The 26,091-nt window shown below is 36.5% G+C and carries 20 protein-coding genes; all 20 read left to right on the forward strand.

The features are described from left to right. Positions 1 to 196 precede the first annotated feature (196 nt). The 20 genes from LJE09_RS10430 (at position 197) to LJE09_RS10520 (ending at position 26,037) form a co-directional block, all read left to right on the forward strand. Positions 197 to 496: a helix-turn-helix domain-containing protein gene (locus LJE09_RS10430; RefSeq protein WP_055060664.1), complete on the forward strand. Its 300-nt coding sequence runs from the start codon at positions 197 to 199 to the stop codon at positions 494 to 496. Between the two features lie 27 nt (positions 497 to 523). Then, entirely contained in the window at positions 524 to 658 is a 135-nt protein-coding gene (locus LJE09_RS17960; protein ID WP_255601799.1) for a hypothetical protein, read from the forward strand. 142 nt (positions 659 to 800) lie between these two features. Beyond that, complete coding sequence (locus LJE09_RS10435; protein ID WP_227311297.1) at positions 801 to 1,151, forward strand: type II toxin-antitoxin system RelE/ParE family toxin; 351 nt, start codon at positions 801 to 803, stop codon at positions 1,149 to 1,151. Further along, complete coding sequence (locus LJE09_RS10440; RefSeq protein ID WP_044952070.1) at positions 1,138 to 1,440, forward strand: helix-turn-helix domain-containing protein; 303 nt, start codon at positions 1,138 to 1,140, stop codon at positions 1,438 to 1,440. Before LJE09_RS10435 ends, LJE09_RS10440 begins: the two co-directional genes overlap by 14 nt. Positions 1,441 to 1,661: 221 nt before the next feature. Beyond that, the gene (locus LJE09_RS10445) at positions 1,662 to 1,961 is read left to right on the forward strand and encodes a helix-turn-helix domain-containing protein (protein WP_055060664.1); all 300 of its coding nucleotides are present in this window, start codon (positions 1,662 to 1,664) and stop codon (positions 1,959 to 1,961) included. A gap of 27 nt (positions 1,962 to 1,988) precedes the next feature. Then, positions 1,989 to 2,282, forward strand: coding sequence for a VanZ family protein (locus LJE09_RS10450; RefSeq protein ID WP_118521955.1), 294 nt, complete (start codon positions 1,989 to 1,991; stop codon positions 2,280 to 2,282). 204 nt (positions 2,283 to 2,486) lie between these two features. After that, positions 2,487 to 3,980 carry a hypothetical protein gene (locus tag LJE09_RS10455; RefSeq protein ID WP_173703541.1) on the forward strand — a complete coding sequence of 498 codons (1,494 nt, stop codon included), beginning with the start codon at positions 2,487 to 2,489 and terminating at the stop codon, positions 3,978 to 3,980. Between the two features lie 157 nt (positions 3,981 to 4,137). After that, positions 4,138 to 4,362: a hypothetical protein gene (locus LJE09_RS10460; protein ID WP_173698359.1), complete on the forward strand. Its 225-nt coding sequence runs from the start codon at positions 4,138 to 4,140 to the stop codon at positions 4,360 to 4,362. Beyond that, positions 4,313 to 7,150 carry a hypothetical protein gene (locus LJE09_RS10465; RefSeq protein ID WP_173698360.1) on the forward strand — a complete coding sequence of 946 codons (2,838 nt, stop codon included), beginning with the start codon at positions 4,313 to 4,315 and terminating at the stop codon, positions 7,148 to 7,150. The genes LJE09_RS10460 and LJE09_RS10465 overlap by 50 nt, the downstream gene beginning before the upstream one ends. Before the next feature lie 520 nt (positions 7,151 to 7,670). Beyond that, positions 7,671 to 9,944: a hypothetical protein gene (locus LJE09_RS10470; RefSeq protein WP_227311299.1), complete on the forward strand. Its 2,274-nt coding sequence runs from the start codon at positions 7,671 to 7,673 to the stop codon at positions 9,942 to 9,944. A 345-nt stretch (positions 9,945 to 10,289) separates the two neighbouring features. Then, complete coding sequence (locus LJE09_RS10475; protein ID WP_147419396.1) at positions 10,290 to 11,702, forward strand: non-canonical purine NTP pyrophosphatase; 1,413 nt, start codon at positions 10,290 to 10,292, stop codon at positions 11,700 to 11,702. Positions 11,703 to 11,736: 34 nt separating this feature from the next. Further along, a complete protein-coding gene (locus LJE09_RS10480; RefSeq protein WP_173698362.1) occupies positions 11,737 to 13,029 on the forward strand; it encodes a tetratricopeptide repeat protein in 1,293 nt (430 codons plus the stop codon). 21 nt (positions 13,030 to 13,050) lie between these two features. Continuing rightward, positions 13,051 to 15,411 (forward strand): hypothetical protein, encoded by a 2,361-nt coding sequence (locus LJE09_RS10485; protein ID WP_173698363.1) that lies wholly within the window; start codon positions 13,051 to 13,053, stop codon positions 15,409 to 15,411. Between the two features lie 9 nt (positions 15,412 to 15,420). Next, positions 15,421 to 18,174, forward strand: a complete 2,754-nt coding sequence (locus LJE09_RS10490) for a hypothetical protein (protein WP_173698364.1) — start codon at positions 15,421 to 15,423, stop codon at positions 18,172 to 18,174. A 271-nt stretch (positions 18,175 to 18,445) separates the two neighbouring features. Next, positions 18,446 to 18,619: a hypothetical protein gene (locus tag LJE09_RS10495; RefSeq protein WP_173698365.1), complete on the forward strand. Its 174-nt coding sequence runs from the start codon at positions 18,446 to 18,448 to the stop codon at positions 18,617 to 18,619. A gap of 55 nt (positions 18,620 to 18,674) precedes the next feature. Next, positions 18,675 to 21,620, forward strand: a complete 2,946-nt coding sequence (locus LJE09_RS10500; RefSeq protein WP_173703539.1) for a fucose pyrophosphorylase domain-containing protein — start codon at positions 18,675 to 18,677, stop codon at positions 21,618 to 21,620. Positions 21,621 to 21,642: 22 nt separating this feature from the next. Further along, complete coding sequence (locus tag LJE09_RS10505; RefSeq protein ID WP_173698403.1) at positions 21,643 to 22,518, forward strand: AraC family transcriptional regulator; 876 nt, start codon at positions 21,643 to 21,645, stop codon at positions 22,516 to 22,518. A 162-nt stretch (positions 22,519 to 22,680) separates the two neighbouring features. Beyond that, complete coding sequence (gmd, locus tag LJE09_RS10510; protein WP_008704427.1) at positions 22,681 to 23,733, forward strand: GDP-mannose 4,6-dehydratase; 1,053 nt, start codon at positions 22,681 to 22,683, stop codon at positions 23,731 to 23,733. Between the two features lie 21 nt (positions 23,734 to 23,754). Next, a complete protein-coding gene (locus LJE09_RS10515) occupies positions 23,755 to 24,696 on the forward strand; it encodes a GDP-L-fucose synthase family protein (protein ID WP_334296862.1) in 942 nt (313 codons plus the stop codon). Between the two features lie 24 nt (positions 24,697 to 24,720). Continuing rightward, entirely contained in the window at positions 24,721 to 26,037 is a 1,317-nt protein-coding gene (locus LJE09_RS10520; RefSeq protein ID WP_173698405.1) for a sugar phosphate nucleotidyltransferase, read from the forward strand. The last annotated feature ends 54 nt before the right edge of the window (positions 26,038 to 26,091 follow it).

A 26,091-nucleotide genomic window follows, 5' to 3' on the forward strand; every position in this document is an offset into this window, starting at 1 on the left:
GCCCAGAATCGTTGAATTTTCAGCATTCTGGGCTTAAGTTGACCACATTGGGGTCTGACCCCATGAAATACCAATAAAGAAAATAAACCGGGATTAAAAGTTCTATAAAAGAAACATAAAATATCTTGCAAAAACTTATCATGAGTGATAAAATCTCATAAATGAGTTATCAGAGATGGGATAGGGAGATAAGCAAATGCAGGAGAACATGAAAGAATACCTGACAGAAAAGGAAGCCAGGGAAAAGAGACTGGAAGTATATACAGAGAAGATCCAGGAAAAGGTGTTGAGCAGATCTTCGGAAACAATCCGGCAGTTAGTGGAGGAGAGACACCGCCAGAAAATGACGCAGCAGGAAATAGCGGATATTACAGGGATAAAACCGTCGAATATGGCCCGGTTTGAGAGCGGAGGCAGGGTACCAACACTGGTTGTATTGGAGAAATATGCAAATGCACTTGGAAAACATATTGAAATAAAAATCTGTGATGACTGACAGATTTTTATTTCAGGATAATCATAAATGATAGTATTATTAAAAATAGAAAAGCGAAATGGAGGGAGAAAGATCGCAAGAAAATTAAGGGACTGGTATCCGGGAGCAATTTACCACATCATGCACAGAGGAGTGAGAAGAAAACCAATGCGTATTGTCTGATGACAAACCATGTCCATCTGCTGCTTGAAATAGGCTATATAGAAATCGGGAAGTTTATGATTATATGAAAAAGTGTTTGGAATCATCTTGACAATATGTCGAATACGACATATTATAATTATAAAGAGGAAGGAGCATACTAATGTACGAGATCATTTTATATGATACAGAAGATGGAAGATGCCCTGTGCAGGAATTATTGGATTCTCTGGAGCCTAAGTTGCTGGCAAAAACATTGCGGATAATTGACTTGCTGGAAATGAACGGTCCATTGCTTCGTGAGCCATATTCAAAACCATTGGAGAATGGAATATTTGAGCTTCGTACCAAGCAGGGATCAGATATTACAAGAGTACTGTATTTCTTTATTGTAGGCAAGAAGGCAGTGCTGACCAATGGATTTATAAAAAAATCGCAGAAGACACCAAAGGCAGAAAAAGAACTGGCAAAGAAGTATAAAGCAGATTATGAACGGAGGTATGGCAATGAGTAGCTATAAAGATTATAAAAAAAGAGCATTGCAGAATCCGGAGGTAAAGGCAGAATATGATGCATTGCAACCGGAATATGATATTATCCAGGCGATGATTGATGCAAGAGTGCAGCAGAATATGACACAGAAAGATTTATCAGCTAAAACCGGAATTACGCAGGCAGATATAAGCCGGATTGAGAACGGAACAAGAAATCCCAGCCTGAGTATGGTGAAAAAACTTGCACAGGGATTAGGGATGCAATTAAAGTTGGAATTTGTTCCGATGCCAACAAAAAATAAAATGTAAAGAGTATGAGAAAATAGGAACCGCAGGAATTTTCACCTGCGGTTTTTCTCGGGTACGCGCGGGGTCATGTATTTTGGGCCAGATCCCATGAAATATCGATAAAGAAAATAAACCGGGATTAAAAGTTATATAAAAGAAACATAAAATATCTTGCAAAAACCTATCATGAGTGATAAAATTTCATAAATGAGTTATCAGAGATGGGATAGGGAGACGAGCAAATGCAGGAGAACATGAAAGAATACCTGACAGAAAAGGAAGCCAGGGAAAAGAGACTGGAAGTATATACAGAGAAGATCCAGGAAAAGGTGTTGAGCAGATCTTCGGAAACAATCCGGCAGTTAGTGGAGGAGAGACACCGCCAGAAAATGACGCAGCAGGAAATAGCGGATATTACAGGGATAAAACCGTCGAATATGGCCCGGTTTGAGAGCGGAGGCAGGGTACCAACACTGGTTGTATTGGAGAAATATGCAAATGCACTTGGAAAACATATTGAAATAAAAATCTGTGATGACTGACAGATTTTTATTTCAGGATAATCATAAATGATAGATATCTGGCTTTTTGTTCCATTGGGGACAGGTTTGTGTAAGGTATATCAGAAAAAATGGGTGTTGTTGATACCGTTTATTATGTCTGTAGCAATTGAAATGACGCAGTATATTACAGGACTTGGTATTGCAGAACTTGATGATGTATTTGGAAATACAGTGGGTGGATGGATTGGCGTGTTAGCGGCATATGTTGCGATAAAAAGAAAAGGTAAAGAGTCTTGGACTGGATTAAGATGCATTATTTTAGAGGATTGCTATAAAATGGATTTCAACTTATTTATGTAGATTTATGTAGAAATGTTGATTTTACATGAATTATGTTGAAAATTGTTAAAAAATAGGTATAATGTAATACAGGAATAAAAGCGGATACCTTAAATCGTCGCTTTGTCGCGTTTAAGAAGAGAAGCGGACATAATACTTTAGTTATTCACTTGAAACATAGTGGAATGGTATTTTGTCTGCTTTTTTACATTTTAGAGACTTAAAGTGGAAGACTTAATTTTGATAAATACAGAAAATGTACAAATTACAAAAGAAGGAAGGTTTCTATTTATGCAAATATACTCAGCGATTTTTCCTGTAAAGGAGACATTGACGCAGGATATACTGATTAAATTGGTAATTGAATGGAATCAGGGAAGCCCTCATAACAAAATTACTAATTTAGATTGGGATGGGCAGAAAAGAAATGTAAAATTTGAGCAGGAAAATTTATCATTAGCAATTGAAGAAATTCGTAGATATAATACGATTGCTATTAGATTTCATCAGTTTGATGAAAATAATATTATTTGGAATACAGATATTGTGGTTAATTTCAATAAGCATATTTTCTCTATCAAGTTAGACAGGGAAACAACAGATAAAACAACAGGATTTGTTCCGAAGTTTAAGCCGCCGATTCTTGTTAATATGTTACTTAATAGAAATTATATTGCTACAGATAATGGGATACAGATAAGTGACAGGCCAATCTCAATTACCAAAAATAATTACAAGATTATAGAAGATATTATATGTAGAAAGATAGTCTGTTCTATGCCTGTGATATATGTAACAAAATCATGGGGAATGTATCCGTTTAGGGTTCAGGAGTTAGCGTATAATCTGAGGGGAGTTGCACATGTATTTGTTGAAGATGATACAGAAGTGTCAAAACTTCTCAAAGAAAGCTGTAATGGAATGAACTCACATCATGGAAGTATTGGAATTTATTATTCAGGCAGTTCAGCTGCATATAAGATAATTATTGCAAATAAATATAAGGGACGGGAAAAAGTTTTAATAGATCGGATTGTAAATATTGTTTCCCGATATGTAAATCAGCAGGCTCGCGACAGGATGCTGACCTGGGAGGGTGTTCAGAATGAATTACTAAAACTCAAATATGCGAGTGCTACAGAAAAGAAAGCAGAGGCAGAAAGTGAAGTATCTGAAGTCTATAAAAATTTTGCGACGGAACTCAAAGAAAATGAAAACACTATTAAAGAAAAAGAACGCACAATTGAGGATCTGAATAATCGAATTGTAGCATTACAGGTGGAAAATCAGGGACTCAGAGCCAAGTATGAGCGAATTACAGAAGTTCCACTATTATATTATGGCATAGAAAACGAACTATATGATGGAGAAATCAGAGATCAGGTTTTAGAAGTTCTTAACAGCTATTTGGGAAATATAAAAAAGAAAACCCGGAAAGAGCATATACTGCAAGATATTCTGGAATATAATGAGCCTACAGGTACATTAAGTGCCAAAAGGGAAGAAATCAAACATATATTAAAGGGATATACAAAAGTTGACGAGAGCCTGAAAAGGAATCTAAAACAGTTTGGTTTTGTTATTACGAAGGATGGAGGTCATTATAAACTTACATATAAAGGGGATCCAAGATATATGTTTACAATGGCTTCGTCAGGAAGTGACAGCAGACATGGTGGTGGGAATCTTGCATCGCAGATAAACAAGAATTTGCTATGAATTTTGATAATTCACAGCTTTTTCAAAATTAGAATCTTGAAAATTCATATAAAAAATAGTAATATCTAAAATACAATATGTTCTAAAATAAGAACGGAAAGAATAGGAATTTATAAGAAACGGATTCAATGAGACAGGAGTTAAGGAGGAAAGAAATATGGTAATGGCGTCGAGTCATGCTAAGGAGATTTCAGAAGTAATACGAAGAATGAGGAGAAAGGAGGCGCTAGAAAAATATTGGGATAAAATAGCGATAAAAGAAGATGGATATGTAATGGCCAGAACTATGGAAATAGAGTATGTTCGAATTGGAAGAATGAAGGAGAATACGAATGAGGAAAAAGGAGAAGAAAGTAACATACAGGCAGTCAGTGAATTTTAAACTACTAAGTGAAAGGCAATTAGAAAATATTTTTCCAGGTTGGAATGATTTGCTTGATCGTATAGACTCATACCGGAAGTGGCTTGGAAAGAAGCAGATAAAAAGAGAAGAATGCATTAATAAACAGTATAACTTAATGTATGAGAATGTTTATACTATATTAGGAGGTCGCGGAAGTGGAAAAACTTCTGCGATTTTTACGTTGCGTGAATATCTTGAAGAGGACAGCGTAAATAATATAGTTTTACCAATTGTGATGCCGGAAGTGATTCCGGAACATGGAGAGACATTGGGATGGATTCTTGCGTCACTGGAGGAACTTGTGAAGAAATTAAGTGATGCACTGGAAGTACAGGAGAAAAATAGAGATAATTTCTTTCATGAGTGTAAAAGGCAAAAAGTATCTTTGGCAGATCTCTATGATGAGGTAAAAGAACTTTGTTATTCAAGACAGACAAAGGATGGAGGAACTTCTTTTTCGGAAGAAATAAAAATAAATGAACGAAGAAACCAAAGTGGATATGAATTATCAAAAAAAATGGCAGAGTTCTGGATGCAGTTGGTGGAGGCTGTAAAAATAGTAAAACATCGAAAGGAAAAAGATGATCAGAAGGAGCCATTAATTTATCTGATTTTTGATGATGTAGATTTAAACCCGGAAAAAGCTTTGGAAATATGTTCTACAATTATAAAATATTTGTCACATCCTAATCTGATTATATTTATGACAGCAGATGAAGAATTGTTTTATGATGTGATATTGAACTCTATGACGCACAAAATGAAGGGTGTATTAAAATATATGGATTCGGATGACCCTGTAAATTATAATCTATTTGAAAATTCTTTTGAGCGAGTGCCGAAAGTTGGGAAATATAATGATAAAATTCAGGAAACAGCAAGCTTATATATGAGAAAAATTATGCCTGTATCAAGTAGATATCCATTAAAGACATTTGAAGATTGCGCACAGAAGCGGATGTTTTGTCTGGATGGAGAGGATACATCTGGAAAAGCAGATCAAAGTTTAGAAGAATTTTTGAAAGAGATTATTGACAAATTTATTATAGAAGTTAGTGACAACGTAGAAAATAAGGAGAAAAATTTTTTATATTATAATGATGGTGATGACAATAATTTCATTTCCATATATTTAATGTTTTTGGGAACAACATCACGTCAGATTACAGATGGAAGTCTGGTAATTCAGCAGTTTCTAAAAAAGTTATCAGCCATGGGAAAAACGGATAAAAAAGGGGCAAGAACATCAAATTCGTTATATAAAAAAGAAAGATTGAAGGAATATGTGAGAGAATTTGTTGTTGATATAATGCAGACAAGAGGAATATATTGGGGGAACAATTATGAAATCATGCAAATGGCTAGAAATCTGATTATTTCCAGGGAAGAAACCCTTGATATATATATTTCGTATGCATATGTTTTACAGTTATTTGATGAGGAGATTCAATATGCGAATGAAGATAAGGTGAAAGCCAGAAATATTATCAGTAGATATCTTTCGCTGTTTATGCTCTTATTTTTTATTGAGAATATTTTATTATTAATGACACCTCTACTGCAGAAAATGGAAATATATGGACAAAGAAATAGAATTCATGGTCATAGGTATCTTGTGACATTGATGGATAAACTTGTAGTACCAAGTGGTGAGATGGAATCATTGATAAAAAGGGAGAGTAAAGTCTATTCTAATAACTTGTCTGAATTTTTATATACGTATGGCAATATAATCGAAAATTATTATAGAATAGTTCCATTTAATCGTTACAGAGTTTCGGATGTTCAGGCATATTTATACGGAATTAATACATTGGAAAAAGAGGTGAAAGCTGAAACTTTAGAGGAATATTACTGGAATAGTCCGAAATGGTTTAGTACAGTGATTCCTATGATTTGGTTTGCATATAAAGGTGTATTTTCTATTGATAAAGATTTTTATAATCAAAATGTAAAGAGATTATATGGAATACATATTTATACGGAAGAAATAGCAGATTTTTTATCAGATTTGCAGCTGATTTTGTCAAAAGCAATTTGTGAAAAAGAAAGTGAGCAGGTAGAAACAGAGATATGTGAGTATAAAAATCTGGTTGATTTGAGAAATAGATTATGTGATTTATATAGTAAAGTGGACACATATTGGATAAGTAACAGGGAAAAATTTGATGAATGTATAAACAGAATTAAAAGTATAATGTTTAATTATGATATCGAAAGACGTATTTTACAAATAGAAAATTCTATTGGACATACAAGGTATATGACAGGACAGAAAGTGGAAAAAAATTTTATTAGCAGGAGATATGTAGATGATTTATTCATTTATATAGAAAAAAATATATCAAATTTAGACTTTAAAAAGGAAAATGAACAATTCTTATCACATTATAGCAATATATCATCGGAAAACGATTGGAGATTGATATCATATGAAATGACAAAAATGAAAATGTACTTAAAACTTATCCCTGATTCGTATGGTCAATATACTAAAAAAATAATAGAAATGCAGAAGATTTATAAAGATACATTAAAACAGATTGTAAAAATAAAATTATGGGAAAATTCGATATCATCTTCGAATACACAAAAGGAAGCTTCACTTGGACAGTTTGAGGATAAAAGGCTAGCGTATCATAAATTATACGAAACATTACAGGAAGTATATACAGATAAAGACAATGAGAAAAATTCATTATTTATTCAGGGTCTTCATGACGTTATTAAAAATGCAGCTGATGGATATATAAATTTTTTAGTATAAAAGAGGGAAAAACATGGATAAAAGACGAATGTACCAGATTTTGGACGTTTTGACACTTCCCTATTGCAATCCTGATTTTTATCATAGAAATCAGGATTGCATCGCATCTGTCCGAGAGGCATTTTATGAAGTATCCAATAGAAATAATCTAGGCTGGAAGAAAGCTGAACAATTAAAAAAGCACTATCATGATGCAGAAAATGAAGTGAAAAGATTTGTTGGTAAGCAGTTATATGTTACACAAATTGATGATTATATTTTGATGCTCAATTTATTTTTTAAAGAACAGGAATGCAATAAACTTTTCGGGTTTTTTAGAGAGATTGATAACAGAGAATATCTGATATCTGTGTTATATTTGAAAAATTTATCCCGTATTGCCAGATCATTGTTAACATTCAGAGATGGAAGGATTGCTATCCGTATGTGGACAAATAAGAAAGACAGTACGGGAGAAAAAGATATTTTTTCAGGACAGGATGTATATAACAAAATAGAAATCTGGAATCTGTTATCCCGTATGATGCCGCTTGATATTCTCATTGCAGTCTTCCTGACAGAGAATGAATTGGATGAGGAGTATTACCTGTACAGGCAGAATGGCATGATTTTCTTAGGCGATAATATTCTGGAAACATTGTTAAGAAGAGGAATTGCTGAAACACATCTACATTTTAATGCAGGGATGCAGTATCAGTATATCTGGCAGGAATACATGAATCTTTTCAGATGGCAGGAAGTAAATTCGCTTAATATTCCGTTTCATATAATTGCTTTTCGTACTATATTTGCAGAATATCTGGAACATCAGGAAGGATATCGGTGTTTAAGAGAATTTCTAAACGGTAATTTTTCTAAAGTGTTGGAAATCAGCGGGTTATTTGATGAATTGGCGAGAGGAGATACAAGTTTAAATTCGGAATATACGGAAACTTCTTATAGTGAATTATATAGACGATGGAAAAACGTAGAACTTCAGGACCATAATTTTTTAATGGGAACATTATATGCAAGATACAAAAGTCTGCATACATATGAAGAAATGATTTTTTTGTTTAAAAGTGCAAAATATTTTAGAGACAAAAAAATAAATGCAGAATATGTTTTTGAGTTACGTTTGTTCATGCAATATCTTCGCAGTAAGAATTTTGTTTTTAAAGATATTTTACAGAGTGTTCCAATTTATGGGTTGGAGTACTTTCAAATGCATTATAGTACAATGCGGCGTAACGAACGGGCAATACGTCTGGAAAAACATGAAATCTGTAAAATTTTACTGCATTCCATTCACCAGAATGTATTTCTGAAAAAATATGAAATAAGAGTTGGCATACCTGAATTAGGTGTAAAAGTAAAAACAGAATATAATAAGCAGGAACTAAAGCGAAAAATACTGCGTGAGATTTATCTGGTTTTGAAAGAGTATAAAAAGATTCTGGAAGAGTATCAGGAAGAACAGGTCCCTAATCTGGGTATCATATTCAGTTTTTTTAAAACGGATTCTGTAGATAACAGAATTGGTGATATGTGCTGGCTGCAATATAGTGAAACAGGAACAAAAAGTTGGAATATGGATCATATCACTTTAAAACAAAAACGAATGAAAGACAGCGCGGTTGCTTTAGAAGAATTAAGAGGTGAGATTGATTTTCTTGATAAATATGTTGTAGGAATTGATACAGCATCTGTTGAAAATAAAGCAGAACCTTGGATTTTTGCACCTGTTTATCTTGCGATTCGCAGACAGATTATTACAAAACCCATCCGGCAGGAAAAAAATAGATATTCCAGAATTAATAATATTGGATTAACTTATCATGTAGGAGAAGAATTCCGACATATTTTATCCGGTTTCCGTCATATATACGAAACTATTTCTTTTATGGGATTTAAAGCCGGAGATCGTATTGGTCATGGAATTGCTCTTGGTGAAGATATTGAAAGATGGGTTGACCGGCATGAAACAATTGTTATTCCGATAGAAGAATGGCTGGAAAATCTTGTATGGTTATGGGGAACAAGTATATCCGGAGAATTAAATGTAAATATTTTTGCAGAGCAGTTAAAAGAAAAAATTCAGATTTTAGCATCGGAAATATATGGCAATGATACAAATTTAACACCAGATATACTCTATGAAGCATATCTGGAAAAATTTCATTTATTGCATGAAAAATCGTTTGAAATGATGAAACAGTATTGTCAGAGAGATATGCTGGAAGAAGATGGAGAACACTTTTGTAAATATTATAAAGGAAGGAGCAATGAAGAACATAGATGGACGACTGAAAAATTGGTTTGTGCATATTTTTGTCCTGTATATTACAGGAGAATGCAGCAGCCGATTATGGTACATGTTGAAAGAGAAAATCTCTCTCTTTACTTAAAAATACAGGAGGAATTATTAAGAATTGTAGCGCAAAAAGGTATTTTTGTTGAAGTTAATCCCACCTCCAATACAGCAATTGGAGAAAATCGTGAACTATTTATGCATCATATTATGAATCTGAATAATCATGGACTGGTTAATGAACATGCACATGAAGTAATGGTTACGATTAATTCAGATGATCCTTTAATCTTCAGTACAAATTGTGAAAATGAACTGGGATATATGTATCATGCTTTACTTTCTAAGGGATATTCAAGAGAACGGGTTATTGAATGGATTGATAAAATACGTCAATACGGAGTGGATAGCAGCTTTGTAAGAGAAATACGTCCAAGAAATACATTATTAAATGAAATAGGGCAAATTTTGCAACAGATAGAAAAAATAGTAGGAGTGGATTGAAATATTTCTTTTAATGATTTCCAGAAGATCAGAAACATATTTAAGTACTAATTTTTGTAAACTAAAACAAAGCCATTGAAAAAATTACTTAATATGGTAAAATAAAAGGACGGTAACAATTTTTGAAAAAAATGATCATGTACTTTAATTTCAAATAACTATTTAAACGTTTTATAAGAAATTCATACAAAAGAAAAAATCTTTTAATTGCTCTATGGCATATTGAAAGGAAGAAGCGGTTATATGTTTGAAATATATTCTATATTTTAAGTAGAATAGACATATATACGCTTTTTTTATTACAAAAATATAGATATTAGTAAGCTGGTGAGGGAGGAAACAGATTTGAAACGATTATTATATTTTGTATCCAATAGTAAAAATAAATATGAAGAATTGAAGCAAATGGCAGAGGGTACTTCATATGATATCAGATGGTATCAATATTCTATAAAAGAATTGCAGACTGATAAAGTAGAAGAATTACTTAGACATAAGGCATTAGCAGCTTTTAAGAAAATTAAACGTCCTGTGATCGTGGATCATACGATATTAGAGGTTGAAGCATTTAATAACTTACCGGGACTTCAGACGAACTATTTTTTTGAAAAACTTGGAAATAAAGAAATAGTTGATTCCTGCAATTATAAAAAAAAATGGAAAGCAAAAGCAATTACTAAACTTTGCTGTTGTACGGGAAAGAAGTTGATTTTTGCTGAAGGAATGGAAAATGGAAGAATTACAGAGAAGGCAGATGAATTAGAAGGAGCGTATGCATGGGATAGTATTTTTAAACCTTCTGAAAATAATGATAAGGATGAGATTTATGCCAGACTTGATAAAAATGAACGTTCAATGCGTAGAAAAGCATGGGAAGAATTAACGAAACAATTAGAAAAAGAAGAAATACTTTCTCCTGATTTGGAAAGTTATCAGAATAATATAAAAGATTTGGCGAGATTGATCAATCAGAAAAAAGTAATGCTATTTATTGGAGCCGGAATATCTGCGTCAATAGGGCTGCCATCCTGGAATTCTTTAATAGGAGAACTTGGTCAGGCAGATGATTATGATCCTGATGTTTTTTCAGAATATGGCGATAATATGCTTTTGGCTGAATATAGTGATGGAAAAGGCGGTAAACTACAAGATATATTTAAAAATAAATGGGATATAAACAAGAATCCTGATTTGAAAAAGCATCTGGAGGAGTCCATGATTTATAAATATATTATGGAACTGGACTGTCCGGTAATTTATACAACTAATTACGATCATATGCTGGAAGAGTATTATAAATTAAAAAAAAGGAAACTACATAAGATTGTAAAGTTAAATCACTTTAACAGCGATGAACATAATTATCCAAGGATTATGAAATTTCATGGAGATACTGAGGATATGGAAAGTATAGTATTGACAGAAAGCCAATATTTTAAAAGAATGGATTATCAGTCTTTTATGGATATTCAACTGCAGGCAGATCTGTTAAAATATACGGTTTTGTTTCTGGGATATAGTTTGGCAGATATTAATATTAAGCAGTTATTATATCTTTCAAGAAAGCGATGGGAAAATACTAAGCTTGAGAATCCTTCATATATTTATACTGCAACACCAAATTATGTACAGGAAGAAGTTTTTAGAAATAATCATATTGTAAGTATTTCCGGTGATGAAGCAGATAAGAAAAAAGCAACGGAAATATTTTTAAAAGATCTTTGCGAAGCAATAACGAAAGAAAAGAAAAGGAGTTGAAAAGAGAAGAAGAAAAGGAAAGGATAACAGTGGGATGACAAATAAAATTTATATAACATATGATAATAATGAAACTGTAACTTATTCTTTCTGGAAACAATTTTTTTTAATGAGTGGAGTATGGGTAATAGGAAACGAAATTGAAAATACGAAAAAGCATAATCTGGAAGCAATAAAAACAGAATGTTTACATTTATATTTTTTATCTAAACAAAATCTTCCTGTAATAAAGGATAGCAAAATTAAAGACAATGTATTTTATTTTACGAATATAAAAAATTGCGGAAGCAATGCGTTGTACAAAAGCAGAAAAGATATTTTGCCATATGACTGGAAAAAAAAAGATACATTTATAAATGCATTGGACAAAATTACTTTTAAGAAAAAAGAAAACTATAGTAATCTTCTTGAAACATATATAGGTAACAGTTTGTGGCTGTCAACCTGGCTATATTTCGAACTGGCATATGAAGGATTAACGGAATGGGATACATGGATATTGAATAACAGCAAAACATCTATTGGTGATTTAAAAAACTATTTAGATAAACTGGAAAAAAAAGTAAAGGTAAAAAAGAGCAACTCATGGAATTACAAATTTATGTATTTATACTGCAAGTATTTAGAAACAGCTATCGAGAACAGAAATCCGGAGGAAAGAAAAGAAAAGGTAGAAGATCTTTTTAAAGATGTAAATAAGTTATCGCTAGAATATGGGTGGCAGCCAGCTCTGTGCGAATTATGTGCATTAATAGCTGATCTCAGTCCGTTGAAAAATAAAATGGCAGTTTTGTACTACAAAGAAATACTGGAGAATGAAAGGAATCCGGAGATACTATATAAATTGGGTAAAGTTTATGAGAAGAAATATGGAGACATAGAAAAGGCAATTAAGTATTATGAATTAGCAGATGAAGCAAAAACGCATTACAGAGCAAGATATAAGATTGGTAGTTATTATGAAAAGAGAGGAGAATGGAAAAAGGCAATAATTATTTATGAAAGTATTTTTGAACAACTTAAAAACAAAACAGGAAAACATTTATATAATAGTACAACAACTTATGATTTTGAGTATTATGAAAAAATAATGATAAAAATAAGAGACATATTTAGACAAAAAGTAGCATATAAGGGGAATGAATTAGATGAGCTGATTAATGAATTGAAAGAGAAAAAGGTTGAATATTCTCACTTGGAAAAAATGATACATTGTATGGGAAAAATGTCAGATACAGAGAAAACTGAAAAAGAGAGAGAGCACGATTTTCTGGAAAACATTATGGAGCATGTACAGGAAAGAATAGATTTATATTATCTAAAATAAAAATTCGAAGGAGAAATGGTTATGCAAGAGAAAAAATACAAGTTGCTTATTGATGATCTGTCTGCCATAAAATATGAGGAAGAAAGTGAATTTGAAAATTCCGTATCAGCAGATGCATATGAAAAGGCTTATGCGATAACGAAAAAAATACTGAGAGAAAATAAAAAATTCCGGGAATTAAAAAACAAAGGTACTACAGGAAACAAACTGAGAAACTCAGAACAGATATATAATATATTGTTTTTTACAGGTGCAAAAGGCTCTGGTAAAACTTCAACGATGCTTTCCTATATGGAATATCTTAAAGATTTTTACAGAAAAAGTGATAAAGGTGAAAATAAATTATCTTCGAAAGATCATTTGATGTTTACAGGGTTAGAATATATAGATGCTTCTGTTATGGACAAAAAAGAGGATATTCTTGGATGTATACTGTCAAAAATGCTGAAAAAATGGAAAGAAGAAGAAAACCATAGTTATGAAGGCCGGAGAATGGGAATTATACAAACGAATGATTACTCATATAGAAAAAGAAATATTTCACTGGCATTTGACAGAGTATATACAAATTTGAAGAATCTGAGAAGTTCAAAAGATGTTATAGAAGATGAAGATGATACATTTCTGGAAACTTTGGAGAAATTATCTCTTTCCTGGAATTTAAAAGAATCATTTCAGGAATTGGTGCAAGAATATTTGGAAATCATGAAATATCCAAATACAGAAGACCTGAAAATAGAAAATCACTTTCTGGTTATCTCAATAGATGAAGCAGATATGAATATAGATCATGGATTTGAAATCATAGAGCAGATTCGTCAATATTTAATGGGACCTAATATAATTGTTCTCCTGTCAGCTGATTATGATCAGTTGGAAAAAATATGTGATAACCATTTTTCAAGAGAATTTTCTTCCATAAATAAATTCGAGAATATGGATAAACACATAAAAAGGCTGACCAGAGAATACCTGGAGAAAATAATTCCATCAGATAGAAGAATTATTATGTCTTCAGGAAGTGAATGGAAACTTCTGGACAGAGAAGAAATAGAGGTATATTACAAGGATGATGAAGGAGAACCATACGGAGAAGGAACAATTAAAAAAATAGTTCAGAGAGATTGCAGAGATAAGCTGGGAATTGAATTATATAAGAATGGTGAATTGATTAAATATTTTACGCCAAATACATTACGTGAACTTTCCACCTGGATAAAGAAAATGAGTGAACTTTCGGACATTGATATTTCGTTAAGAAAAAGTAAAGCGTATGAATGGTTTTGGGGAGAAATGTTTCCTAATGTTTTGAAAAAAGAAGATGAAAATTTAAGGATATTTTCCATTTTAGGAGACATGAGACCAAAAGAGCAGACGGATTTGCTGGGAAGTATTTTGAATGCTGGGAATAATAATCAGAGTATCTTGGAAATGATATCTCTGATCCAGTCGAAAAATATTGAAGAAAGAAAAAAATCAAACGTTTGTATGCTATTTCTTTCTATGAAAATTATGGAAATGATGCAGGATACAGAGAAATCCAAGGAACTTTATGACTATTATTCGCCATGGGGACTCTGGGGAAAATGGGAAAAGAAGATGGGATCTGAATACATAATAATAGGAACAACAGAAAAAAGATCAATGTTGTGCAATGTTCATTGTTTTGAGTTTTTTAATCTAAATAAAGCACTGGAAATTCAGGTAAAGAAGTTTATTGTTAGTGCCAATAAATCAGGGAAAATTCCAGATAGTGAGATAGATATGATGAAAAATTTCCAATATATTACATTGTTTTTTAATTTGGAAAATGATATCAATGAAGAAACTAATTCATGGGAATTTATTCAGGAGAATCAGACCATGACTTTAGGAGAAAAACATAATGATAACTGGAGTCGAAAGGGAATATTTAGTTTTTCAAATTCAATATTAAACATTTTAAAAGGATGTAAACTGGCAGAAATGTTTTGCGAATGTATGGAGAAAAATCTGAAAGACAGTGGTGTTACATCAAGAAAGGCACAGGGAATAATTGAAAGATTAGTAATATGTAGAGATGAGAATAGCAGAAAGATTATGCCATTTTATAATCTGGAATTTCTATGCGGGTTGGGAAAGGAATTGGAAAAAGAGTTTGCAGGAAGATTTATGATGGAACTCACATTAGAAAATGTGTCGCTTCATTTATACAGATACTGTTGGATTATCAAAGAAAACCTCAGAAAATATGACAAAGCATTTGGCACAGAATATGAAGAACATTTTTCTGAATTTGGATTGTTTGAGAAGATTTTAAATGAGGATATGGATCTTTTGAGTTTGTTTTTTGATACTGTTCAGAAGGTTTATGTACCAAAGGAATTTGGACTTGATGACTAAGGAGCTTAAATGGATAATTTACGGTCGGTATTAAATATTGTATTGAGCAAGATTCCAACATCATTAATAGTGAACTCAGAGATTCAGTATGATAATATTAATCGAGACACTTTTGTAAAAATAGCAGGATACTATTTAAAATATTATTCTAATGATGAATTGGATAATTTGTTTGACTATATTAAGAATGAATATGAAGATCAGGCAAATTATGTGAGAGGTTTTGAAATCGGAAAATATGAGGACAAAGAAGGTTTCAGTGTTTTTGATGCGATTTTGATATTTGCAACCAGAGTTTTGCAGGAAATAGATGGTGAACCGATTTGCCGTTATGAAAATGTACTCAGATGGCGTTTTACTTCACATTTGTTGGAAGAAGATATATTTACAACTGCATATCTGGCTTTTCAGGACTGTAGGGAAGGAAAAAGGAACAGGGATTTTTCGTGGAAACCAGTAATTGGAAATAATAATGAGCATTTAAATTGGATATTGCGGCAGGGGCTGGCTGATAATCATTTTCATTTAAAAGGTTCAGCACCACAATTTCCATTATCCTGGATTAATATGATGAATCATGTGAGGAGCAAAAAATATGAGAAGATTCTGGAAGGATATGGCAATAAAAGACTTTCGGTTTCGTATGAAATTGGAACGGAAGAAGAACATCTGTATTCATTATATTTAAAGGCAGCGTTGATACGCTGCTTTTTATTCGCGCAAATAACTGAACAGGAATTCTTTATTGCCAATAATCTGGTTCGGAATAATTATGATCCTGATCCTGAAACAAGAAAATGGTCAACTGAAAATCTTGTAATGTTTCTACTGAAAGACAAAACAGAAATTATTTTTTACCGAAACAAAATTCAGGAAAATATTGATTTTTTCAGAACGAATAAAGGTGAAAAACAGTTGGATTATGCATTGACAGGTGAATATAGAAAAGGAATAGGAAAAAATGAGGTGAATAATAGCCTTTCTGGTGAACGATGGCTTATGTATGAAATGTTTCTCAGAATATATGCAAAATCCGTCAAAGATCAAAAATATTTTAACCTGTTCTATCTATACCTTGTTATAAAGCGTGCAGTTAGAGCGGAACTTGTGCAAACAAATGAAAATATTGGATTTGACAATTTTGAAAAGTATCAGAACAGAAAAGAAGATTTTATTGAAGATACACCTCTGGAAAAAGAATACATAAAAATGGCATTAAAAGGAACGATTGTCAATCAGAACATACTTCATCTTGAAACACGTCTTACACCAAGAAAAACAGCTTTACAAAACAAAAAATACATTGAAAAATATGATAAAGTCATGAAAAATGATAAAGAATTGATGGAACGATATTTTTATGTATTTCATTTTGTAAAAGAGAAGGATAATGAGAAACTATTAAACAGCGATTCTTATTGTCGTCATTATCAAAAAAGGCGCAGCCTGCAAAAACAGGCTAAAGCAATTGCACTATTTCGTACAAAATTTCCTGAAACAGCAAAAAGATTGAGGGGAATAGATGGATGTTCAAGAGAAATAGGATGCAGACCGGAAGTTCTTGCTCAGACCTATCGTTATTTAAAAAATCATATAGTATATGCGAAAAGAAATAAAGTATATTATGACAACAATAAAGAAGTAACAGTACCTCAGCTTCAGATGACATATCATGTAGGCGAAGATTTTCAAAGTCTGGTAGATGGTCTTAGAGCAATTGAAGAGGCAATTATGTTTTTTAATCTTAATTGTGGTTCAAGATTAGGTCATGCATTGGCATTGGGTGAAGATCCGGATGAATATTATGAAGGAAAGAAAAATTGTATATTGATTACGCAGCAGGATTATCTGGACAATCTTGTATGGGTATATTACCGAATTAAACGTTTTTCTCTTATCGGATATGAGGATTTACTGTTAAATATTGAGCAGGAATATAATAAATATTTCAGACTGATTTATGGAGATGCTGTATCGGATGAATTTTTTGAGGCTGTTATAAGAGAGGCAGGAAAATATTTTCAGAGGAGCAATGAGCGTGTATCTAAAGGATATAGTAATACGCATTTCAACTTTAGAATCTCTGAATACTATTCGGCATGGCAATTACGCGGAGATGATCCGGAATGTTATAAAAATGGATATTTTAAAGATACAGAAGATTTCTCCGAATGGAAACGCTTCTCTGTGAATAAAGAATGTCCGAGAGATTATCGGATTCGTTATAATCCTGAATGTGCCTATTTATATTTCCTCTATCATTATAATCCACATGTAAAAAATGAAGGACGAAAAACAATAGAAGTTCAGATAAGCCATAAAATGATAAAATGTATAAAAGAAATCCAACGAGAAATGCAGTTTTGGATTTCAAAACTGGGAATTGGAATAGAAGTTAATCCTTCGTCTAACTTTTTTATAGGTACATTTGATCGATATGATAAGCATCCGGTATTCAAATTATATAATATAGGATTAACTGGATCGGAAACCAAACTTAATGAATGTCCTCAGATTCCTGTATGTATAAATACAGATGATCAGGGGATTTTTTCAACTTATTTGGAAAATGAATACGCATTAATAGCACTGGCTTTGGAAAAAGCAAAAGATGAAAATGGCAAAAATCTCTATAATCGAATGTTCATTTATCAGTGGATTGAGAATATCAGAAAATTAGGCTTACAACTAAGCTTTGCAAAACCGGAATCATCAAATTTAGAAAAATTTATTGATAAAATTCCTGAATGTGTACATCAATAAAAACTGGACGCTCTAAATATAAATACAACCGATTTAGAAAGTAATCCTATATGCGTGGACGGGCAATTATTAGAAAAGATAATAACTCATCTTAATATATTAAATCTTGCAACCGACAAGGAATATGTACATAGTTTTTTTGAGTAAAATAAGAAAATTGTTTTCTGGATATGAAACTTATTACAAGCGGGAATGAAACAATTTAGGTCTCTTTGCCTGAAAAAATTATTAAAACTACATATATAAGAGGGAGGGAATCTTTAATATCAAATTGGAAAATGAATATGCATTTATTGCAAGAGCTCTGGAAAAAAAGGTAGACGAAAATGGAGAAAAAATGTATTCAAAATCAATGATTTATGATTGGCTGGATAAGATACGAAAGATGGGATTGAACCAATCATTTCTTACAGTAAATGATGACGCAAACGATAAACTTCCATAAAATGCCCGAACGAAACAATATATTGAAAAAATCTATACCCAAGGAGGACTCCCAAATGACAAACTTAAATTCCCTTTTCCTGTCCCAGGCCTACAAGGACTGCTGGGACGATTATAACAGATCTTTAAAACTCCGTAGCTTCCCACGTTGGGACTACGTGATCCTGACTGCTTCCAATGAGCAGCAGGCAGAAGGTTTCCGTAAACAGATTGCGGACAGGCAGAATTTCCTGCCGAGAGGCACGAAGTTTATTGCCATCCCGGACCGTGATGGCAGGCGTGTCGGATCCGGCGGGGCTACGCTGGAGGTTCTGAGATATCTTCATGAACAGGAAGGATCTTTTGACAGCCTTCGTGTGCTGGTGATTCATTCAGGCGGGGACAGTAAGCGTGTTCCTCAGTATTCTGCGCTGGGTAAGCTTTTTTCGCCGGTGCCTCATGAATTACCCAATGGACGTAGTTCCACTTTATTTGATGAATTCATGATATGCATGAGTTCTGTTCCTTCGCGGATCCGTGAAGGGATGGTGCTGCTGTCGGGAGATGTACTGCTTTTATTTAATCCTCTTCAGATTGACTACAACAATGTGGGTGCAGCTGCCATATCCTTTAAGGAAAACGTAGAGACCGGCAAGAACCATGGTGTTTATCTGAATGGACCGGACGGAAATGTGAAGTGCTGTCTGCAGAAGAAATCTGTGGAGGTCCTGCGGGAAGCAGGAGCAGTCAATGAATCCGGTTGTGTGGATATTGATACCGGGGCACTGATCTTTAGTACTGACATTATGAAATCTTTATATTCACTGATTGAAACAGACGCGGACTATGACAGAAATGTCAATGAGAGAACGCGTCTTTCTCTTTACGCTGATTTTCTTTATCCTCTGGCTTCGGATTCTACGCTGGAGGATTTTTACAGGGAGAAGCCGGAGGGTGAATTCTGTCCAGAACTGACGGCTGCCAGAACCCGTGTGTGGGAGGTGCTGCGTCCCTACAGGATGAAGCTTCTGCGTCTGGCACCTGCGAAGTTTATTCATTTTGGAACGACCAGGGAGATACTGGAGTTGATGAACGGAGGTGTGGATGAGTACCATTATCTGGGATGGAGCCGGAAAGTGGGCAGCAGTATCCGCAGTGATGTGTCCGGCTATAACAGTGTACTGAGCAGCAGGGCATCTGTTGGGAAGGACTGTTATCTGGAGGTTTCTTATGTGCATGGAAATTCCAGGATTGGCAGCCACAGTGTGCTCTCTTACATAGATGTGCAGGATCAGGTTATTCCTGATAATGTTGTTCTCCATGGGCTGAAGCAGAGAAACGGAAAATTTATTGTCCGTATTTTTGGCGTAAATGATAATCCTAAGGAGAACCGACTGTTTGGCAGGGATCTGGATGAACTGGAAGATACACTTGGAGTGAGATTCTGGGAGGAGAACGGACAGGCACATACCTTGTGGTCTGCTGCGCTGTATCAGGAGGCAGATACGATCCGGGAGGCAACAGATGCGGCACTGGAACTTTATGAGATTGTCACAGGAGGGAAAGATTTTGACAGATCTTTATGGACTGCAGCTTCCCACAAGTCTCTCTGCGCCGGATTTAATGAGGCGGATCCGGATGCTATCATAGCATGGAATAAGCGGATGGCAGATCTGGTAACTATGGACGGGATTGCAAAGGCAATCAGAGATCAGGTTCCGGCAGGAAGTATAAGAAAGCTGCAGTCTTTGACAAAGATTCAGAAGGAATGGCTGGAGAAGCGTCTGAGAAAAGCAGATTTCGGTGAAAAAATGCGTCTGCATTATTATCTGGGAGTGATCCTTGAGGATGAGAATGAGGTGCAGGAATGTTTCCGCATTATTCAGTCGGAAGTTCTGGAAGCGACGATCAAAAGCCTTGCTTATAATGAGCAGGCAAGGATTGTTACAGATCATCATACAGTTAGGCTGCCGCTTCGTGTGAACTGGGGAGGTGGCTGGAGTGATACGCCGCCCTATTGTAATGAAAAGGGCGGGACTGTATTAAATGCAGCTATTCTTCTGAACGGGGAGAAGCCGGTAGAGGTGACATTGGAGAGGATTCCTGAGCAGAAGGTGGTTTTTGACAGCCGGGATATGGATGTTCATGGAGAGTTTGACACGATTGAGCCTTTGCAGGCGACAGGTGACCCTTATGATCCTTTTGCCCTGCAGAAGGCTTGTCTTCTTGCCTGTGGGATCATTCCCAGGGAAGGACATACTCTGGGTGAAATACTGGAACGTCTTGGCAGTGGTTTTGTTATGCATTCTGAGGTAACAAATGTTCCCAAAGGTTCCGGTCTTGGCACCTCATCTATTCTTTCGGCAGCCTGTGTGAAGGCAGTGTTTGAATTTATGGGAATCGCATATACAGAAGAAGATTTATATGCCCATGTACTGGCAATGGAGCAGATCATGTCTACAGGAGGCGGATGGCAGGATCAGGTCGGAGGTATTACATCTGGTCTTAAATATATTACCTCCATGCCTGGGCTTCAACAGCAGCTTCAGGTAGCACACATAGAGCTTTCACCGCAGACAAAGAAGGAACTGGATGAGAGATTTGTCCTGATCTATACAGGGCAGAGGCGTCTGGCGAGAAATCTTCTCCGTGATGTGGTGGGGCGCTATGTGGGCAATGAACCGGACAGTCTGTTTGCGTTGGAGGAGATCCAGAAAACAGCAGCACTGATGCGCTTTGAACTGGAGCGTGGAAACGTAGACGGTTTTGCAAAGCTTCTGGATTATCACTGGGAACTGAGTAAGAAAATAGATGCCGGAAGCAGTAACACTTTGATTGAGCAGATTTTCAGCAGTATTGAGGAGCTGGTGGACGGAAAGCTGGTATGTGGTGCCGGTGGCGGCGGTTTCCTTCAGGTGATTCTGAAAAAGGGTGTGACAAGGCAGATGGTAGAAGAACGTCTGAAAGAAGTATTTATGGACAGCCTTGTTGGCGTAGCTGACTGTAAGCTTGTATGGGAATAGAAATTCCGAAGGAAAAGATCAGATGAAAGATTTATTTGTTAATACACAATTACCGGTTGTCACCTCTGACAGGATTTTATATACACCGTCAAATTTTGCCAGGACTTCTTTACTGTATCTGCAGGAGATTGGCTCTCTGCAGGTACATAAGCCTCACAGCACAGGGCGCAGTAACCTGTCCTCTTATTTGTTTTTTACAGTGACAGATGGCGAGGGTGAGCTCATCTGTGAAGGCAGAACTTATTCTCTTCGTACAGGAGACTGTGTGTTTATTGACTGCAGGAAACAGTATGCACACAGTAGTTCGGAGAAGTTGTGGAGTTTATCCTGGATACATTTCTATGGGCCGAATATGACAGCAATTTATGACAAGTATTTAGAGCGGGGTGGAAGAGCAGTCTTCCACCCCGTTTCTGTTTCCGGGTTTCTGGAAATCTGTCACAGGATTTATGAGCTGGCAGATTCCGATGATTACATTCGGGATATGAAGATCAACAGTGAGCTGAATTATCTGCTGACGCTTCTGATGAATGAGTCCTGGCACCCGGGAGAAAAACACAGGGATGCAGATCTGAAAAAACAGAATGTACTTCCTGTAAAGCAGTACCTGGATGAGCATTATCAGGAGAAAATAAGCCTGGATTTTCTGGCAGAGCATTTTTTTATCAGTAAATACTATCTGACCCGCGTGTTCAGGGAGCAGTTTGGTGTCAGTATCAGCAGCTACCTGATGAACAGGAGAGTCACGAAGGCAAAATATATGCTCCGCTTTTCCGACGAAAAGATAAAGATCATCGGCTATAAATGCGGTCTGGGGGAGCCTCATTATTTCAGCCGGGTTTTCAGACATATGGAAGGCATGAGTCCTTTAGAGTACAGAGAGAAGTGGGAGAAGTGAGAAAAAAGAGCAAGATAATGTAAGAAAACAGGGAGAAAGGGCAATATCGTGAATTCAGGCTTTCCGGATTTTTTACTAAAATAAATGCAGTAACTGTGGAGGTATTGAACAGTTGCTATTGATCAACAGAAAGTAAATCAAAAGGAAAGTTGAGGTTAATATATGTCTAAGGTTGCATTGATTACCGGTATTACCGGTCAGGATGGTTCCTATCTGGCTGAATTTTTACTGGAGAAAGGTTACGAGGTTCACGGTATTGTACGTCGTGCTTCCATTTCAAATACTGCCCGTATCGATCATCTGATCGAAAAAAATGTGATTAAACTTCATGACGGAGATCTGTCTGATTCTTCAGGGCTGATCCGTCTGGTGGGAGAGATCAGACCGGATGAAATTTATAATCTGGCTGCCCAGAGCCATGTGCAGGTATCATTTGATGCGCCGGAATATTCCGGTGATGTGGATGCACTGGGTGTCCTGCGTGTGCTGGAAGCTGTCCGTGTCTGTGGTCTGACAAAGACCTGTAAGGTATATCAGGCATCTACTTCTGAACTGTATGGCAAGGTAGAAGAGGTTCCACAGAAAGAAACCACACCGTTTCATCCATATTCCCCTTACGCTGTGGCAAAGCAGTATGGCTTCTGGATGGTGAAGGAATACCGTGATGCTTATGGAATGTTCGCTGTTAACGGCATTCTGTTCAATCATGAGTCTGAGCGTCGTGGTGAAAATTTTGTTACCCGTAAGATCACACTGGCTGCAGGACGCATTGCAGAAGGTCTGCAGGATCATCTGGAACTGGGCAATATGGATTCCCTGCGTGACTGGGGCTATGCCAAAGATTATGTTGAGTGCATGTGGCTGATCATGCAGCAGGAGAAGCCAGAGGATTTTGTCATTGCGACAGGTGTACAGCACACGGTCCGCGACTTCACTGAGAAGGCGTTTGCAGCTAACGGTATGACCATCCGCTGGGAAGGTACCGGCATTGATGAGAAGGGTTACGATGCAGCTACCGGCAAGATGTTGGTATGCGTAAATCCCCAGTGGTTCCGGCCGACTGATGTGGACAATCTGTGGGGCGATCCGACTAAGGCGAAGACGGTTTTGGGATGGAATCCGCAGAAGACGAGCTATGAAGAACTGGTGGAGATTATGGCAAAGAATGACCGTGAGCTTGCAAAGCGCGAGAAGGCCATGAAGGCTGTTATGTAAGAAAGAAGGCATACGATTATGATGGAAAAAAATGCAAAAATTTATGTTGCAGGTCATCGCGGAATGGTAGGCTCTGCCATTGTCCGTGAGCTGCAGCGTCAGGGATATACGAATATTGTGACACGTACCCATAAGGAGCTGGATCTGACCCGTCAGGATGCAGTGGAGAAGTTTTTCGCTGCAGAAAAGCCGGAGTATGTGTTTCTCGCAGCTGCCAAAGTAGGCGGCATTGTGGCAAACCAGAATGCACTGGCTGATTTCATGTATGATAATATGATTTTGGAAATGAATGTGATTCACTCTGCATGGAAGAACGGCTGCAGGAAGCTGGAATTCTTAGGTTCTTCCTGTATTTATCCGCGTATGGCACCCCAGCCGATGAAGGAAAGCTGCCTGCTGACTTCTGAACTGGAGAAAACCAATGAGGCATATGCACTGGCAAAGATTTCCGGGTTAAAGTACTGTGAGTTTCTGAACCGCCAGTATGGCACAGACTATATTTCCGTAATGCCGACAAATCTGTACGGTCCAAATGACAACTATCATCCTACACACAGTCATGTGCTTCCGGCGCTGATCCGCCGTTTCCATGAGGCGAAGGAGAGCGATGCTGCAAGTGTAACCTGCTGGGGGGATGGTTCTCCGCTGCGTGAGTTTCTGTATGTGGATGACCTGGCAAATCTGTGTGTGTTCCTGATGAACAACTACTCAGGTAACGAGACTGTCAATGCTGGTACCGGCAAGGAACTGACTATTAAGGAGCTGACTGAGCTGGTTGCGAAGGTTGTAGGCTATAACGGTGAGATCAAATGGGATCCTGATAAGCCAAATGGTACACCGCGTAAGCTTCTGGATGTTTCCAAGGCAACGAACCTTGGCTGGACGTATAAAACCGAGCTTGAGGATGGCATACGCCTTGCGTATGAGGACTTTCTGAATAATCCCATGCGCGCTGAACGCTGATCTTATTTTTACGAGGAGAAGATTATGAATATCATTTTGTTGTCCGGCGGTTCCGGCAAGCGTCTGTGGCCCCTTTCCAATGACATCCGTTCCAAACAGTTTATCAAGATTTTCAAAAAGGAGGACGGCACCTATGAGTCCATGGTGCAGCGTGTCTACCGACAGATCAGGAAGGTGGACACAGATGCGACCGTGACTATTGCCACCAGTAAAACACAGGTTTCTGCGATCCACAACCAGCTGGGTGAGGACGTGGGCATCAGCGTAGAACCGTGCCGCCGTGATACATTCCCGGCCATTGCACTGGCAACAGCTTATCTGGTGGATGTGATGCATGTTGCCCCGTCTGAATCTGTGATAGTCTGCCCGGTTGACCCTTATGTGGAGGATGATTACTTTGAAGCATTGAAGGAACTGTCAGAGCAAGCAGACAAGTGCGAGGCAAATCTGGTACTGATGGGTATTGAGCCGACCTATCCCAGTGAAAAGTACGGCTACATCATCCCTGAGAGTGCAGACCATGTGGCTGAGGTAAGAACCTTCAGGGAGAAACCGACAGCGGATGTGGCAGAACAGTATATTGCACAGGGAGCACTCTGGAATGGCGGTGTGTTTGCTTATAAACTGGGCTATGTGATGGATAAAGCCCATGAGATGATGGATTTTACAGACTATCAGGATTTGTTCGACAAGTACGATACCATGAAGAAGATTTCTTTCGACTATGCTGTGGCAGAGCATGAGTCAAAAATTCAGGTTGTCCGTTTTGCCGGTATGTGGAAAGACCTTGGCACATGGAATACGCTGACTGAGGCAATGGACGAAAGCATTATTGGTAAGGGGGAGTTGAACGACAAGTGCTCCGGAGTCCATATCATCAATGAAATGGATGTGCCGGTACTGGCAATGGGTTTGCATGATCTGGTGATCTCCGCATCACCGGAAGGCATTCTGGTCTCGGATAAAGAGCAGAGTTCTTACATTAAGCCGTTTGTAGATAAGTTTGAACAGCAGATTATGTTTGCTGAGAAGTCCTGGGGCAGTTTTAAGGTGGTCGATGTGGAAACCACATCCCTGACGATTAAGGTAACCTTAAATCCCGGCCACAGTATGAATTACCACAGCCACAAGAACCGGGATGAGGTGTGGGTAGTCATATCCGGTGAAGGAAAAACCATCGTGGATGGTATGGAGCAGATGGTAAAGCCAGGTGACGTTATAACTATGTCCGCAGGCTGCCGTCATACTGTGATAGCTGATACGGAACTGAAGCTGATTGAGGTACAGCTGGGTGCGGATATCAACGTCCACGATAAGCAGAAGTTTGAGCTGGAGCAGTAAACAAGATAGAAAATACGACTGGTAAGAAAGACAGAAATGGTGATCAATGGACGT

Source organism: Blautia sp. DFI.3.45 (assembly GCF_020593505.1).
Taxonomy (GTDB): Bacteria; Bacillota; Clostridia; order Lachnospirales; family Lachnospiraceae; genus Blautia_A; species Blautia_A wexlerae.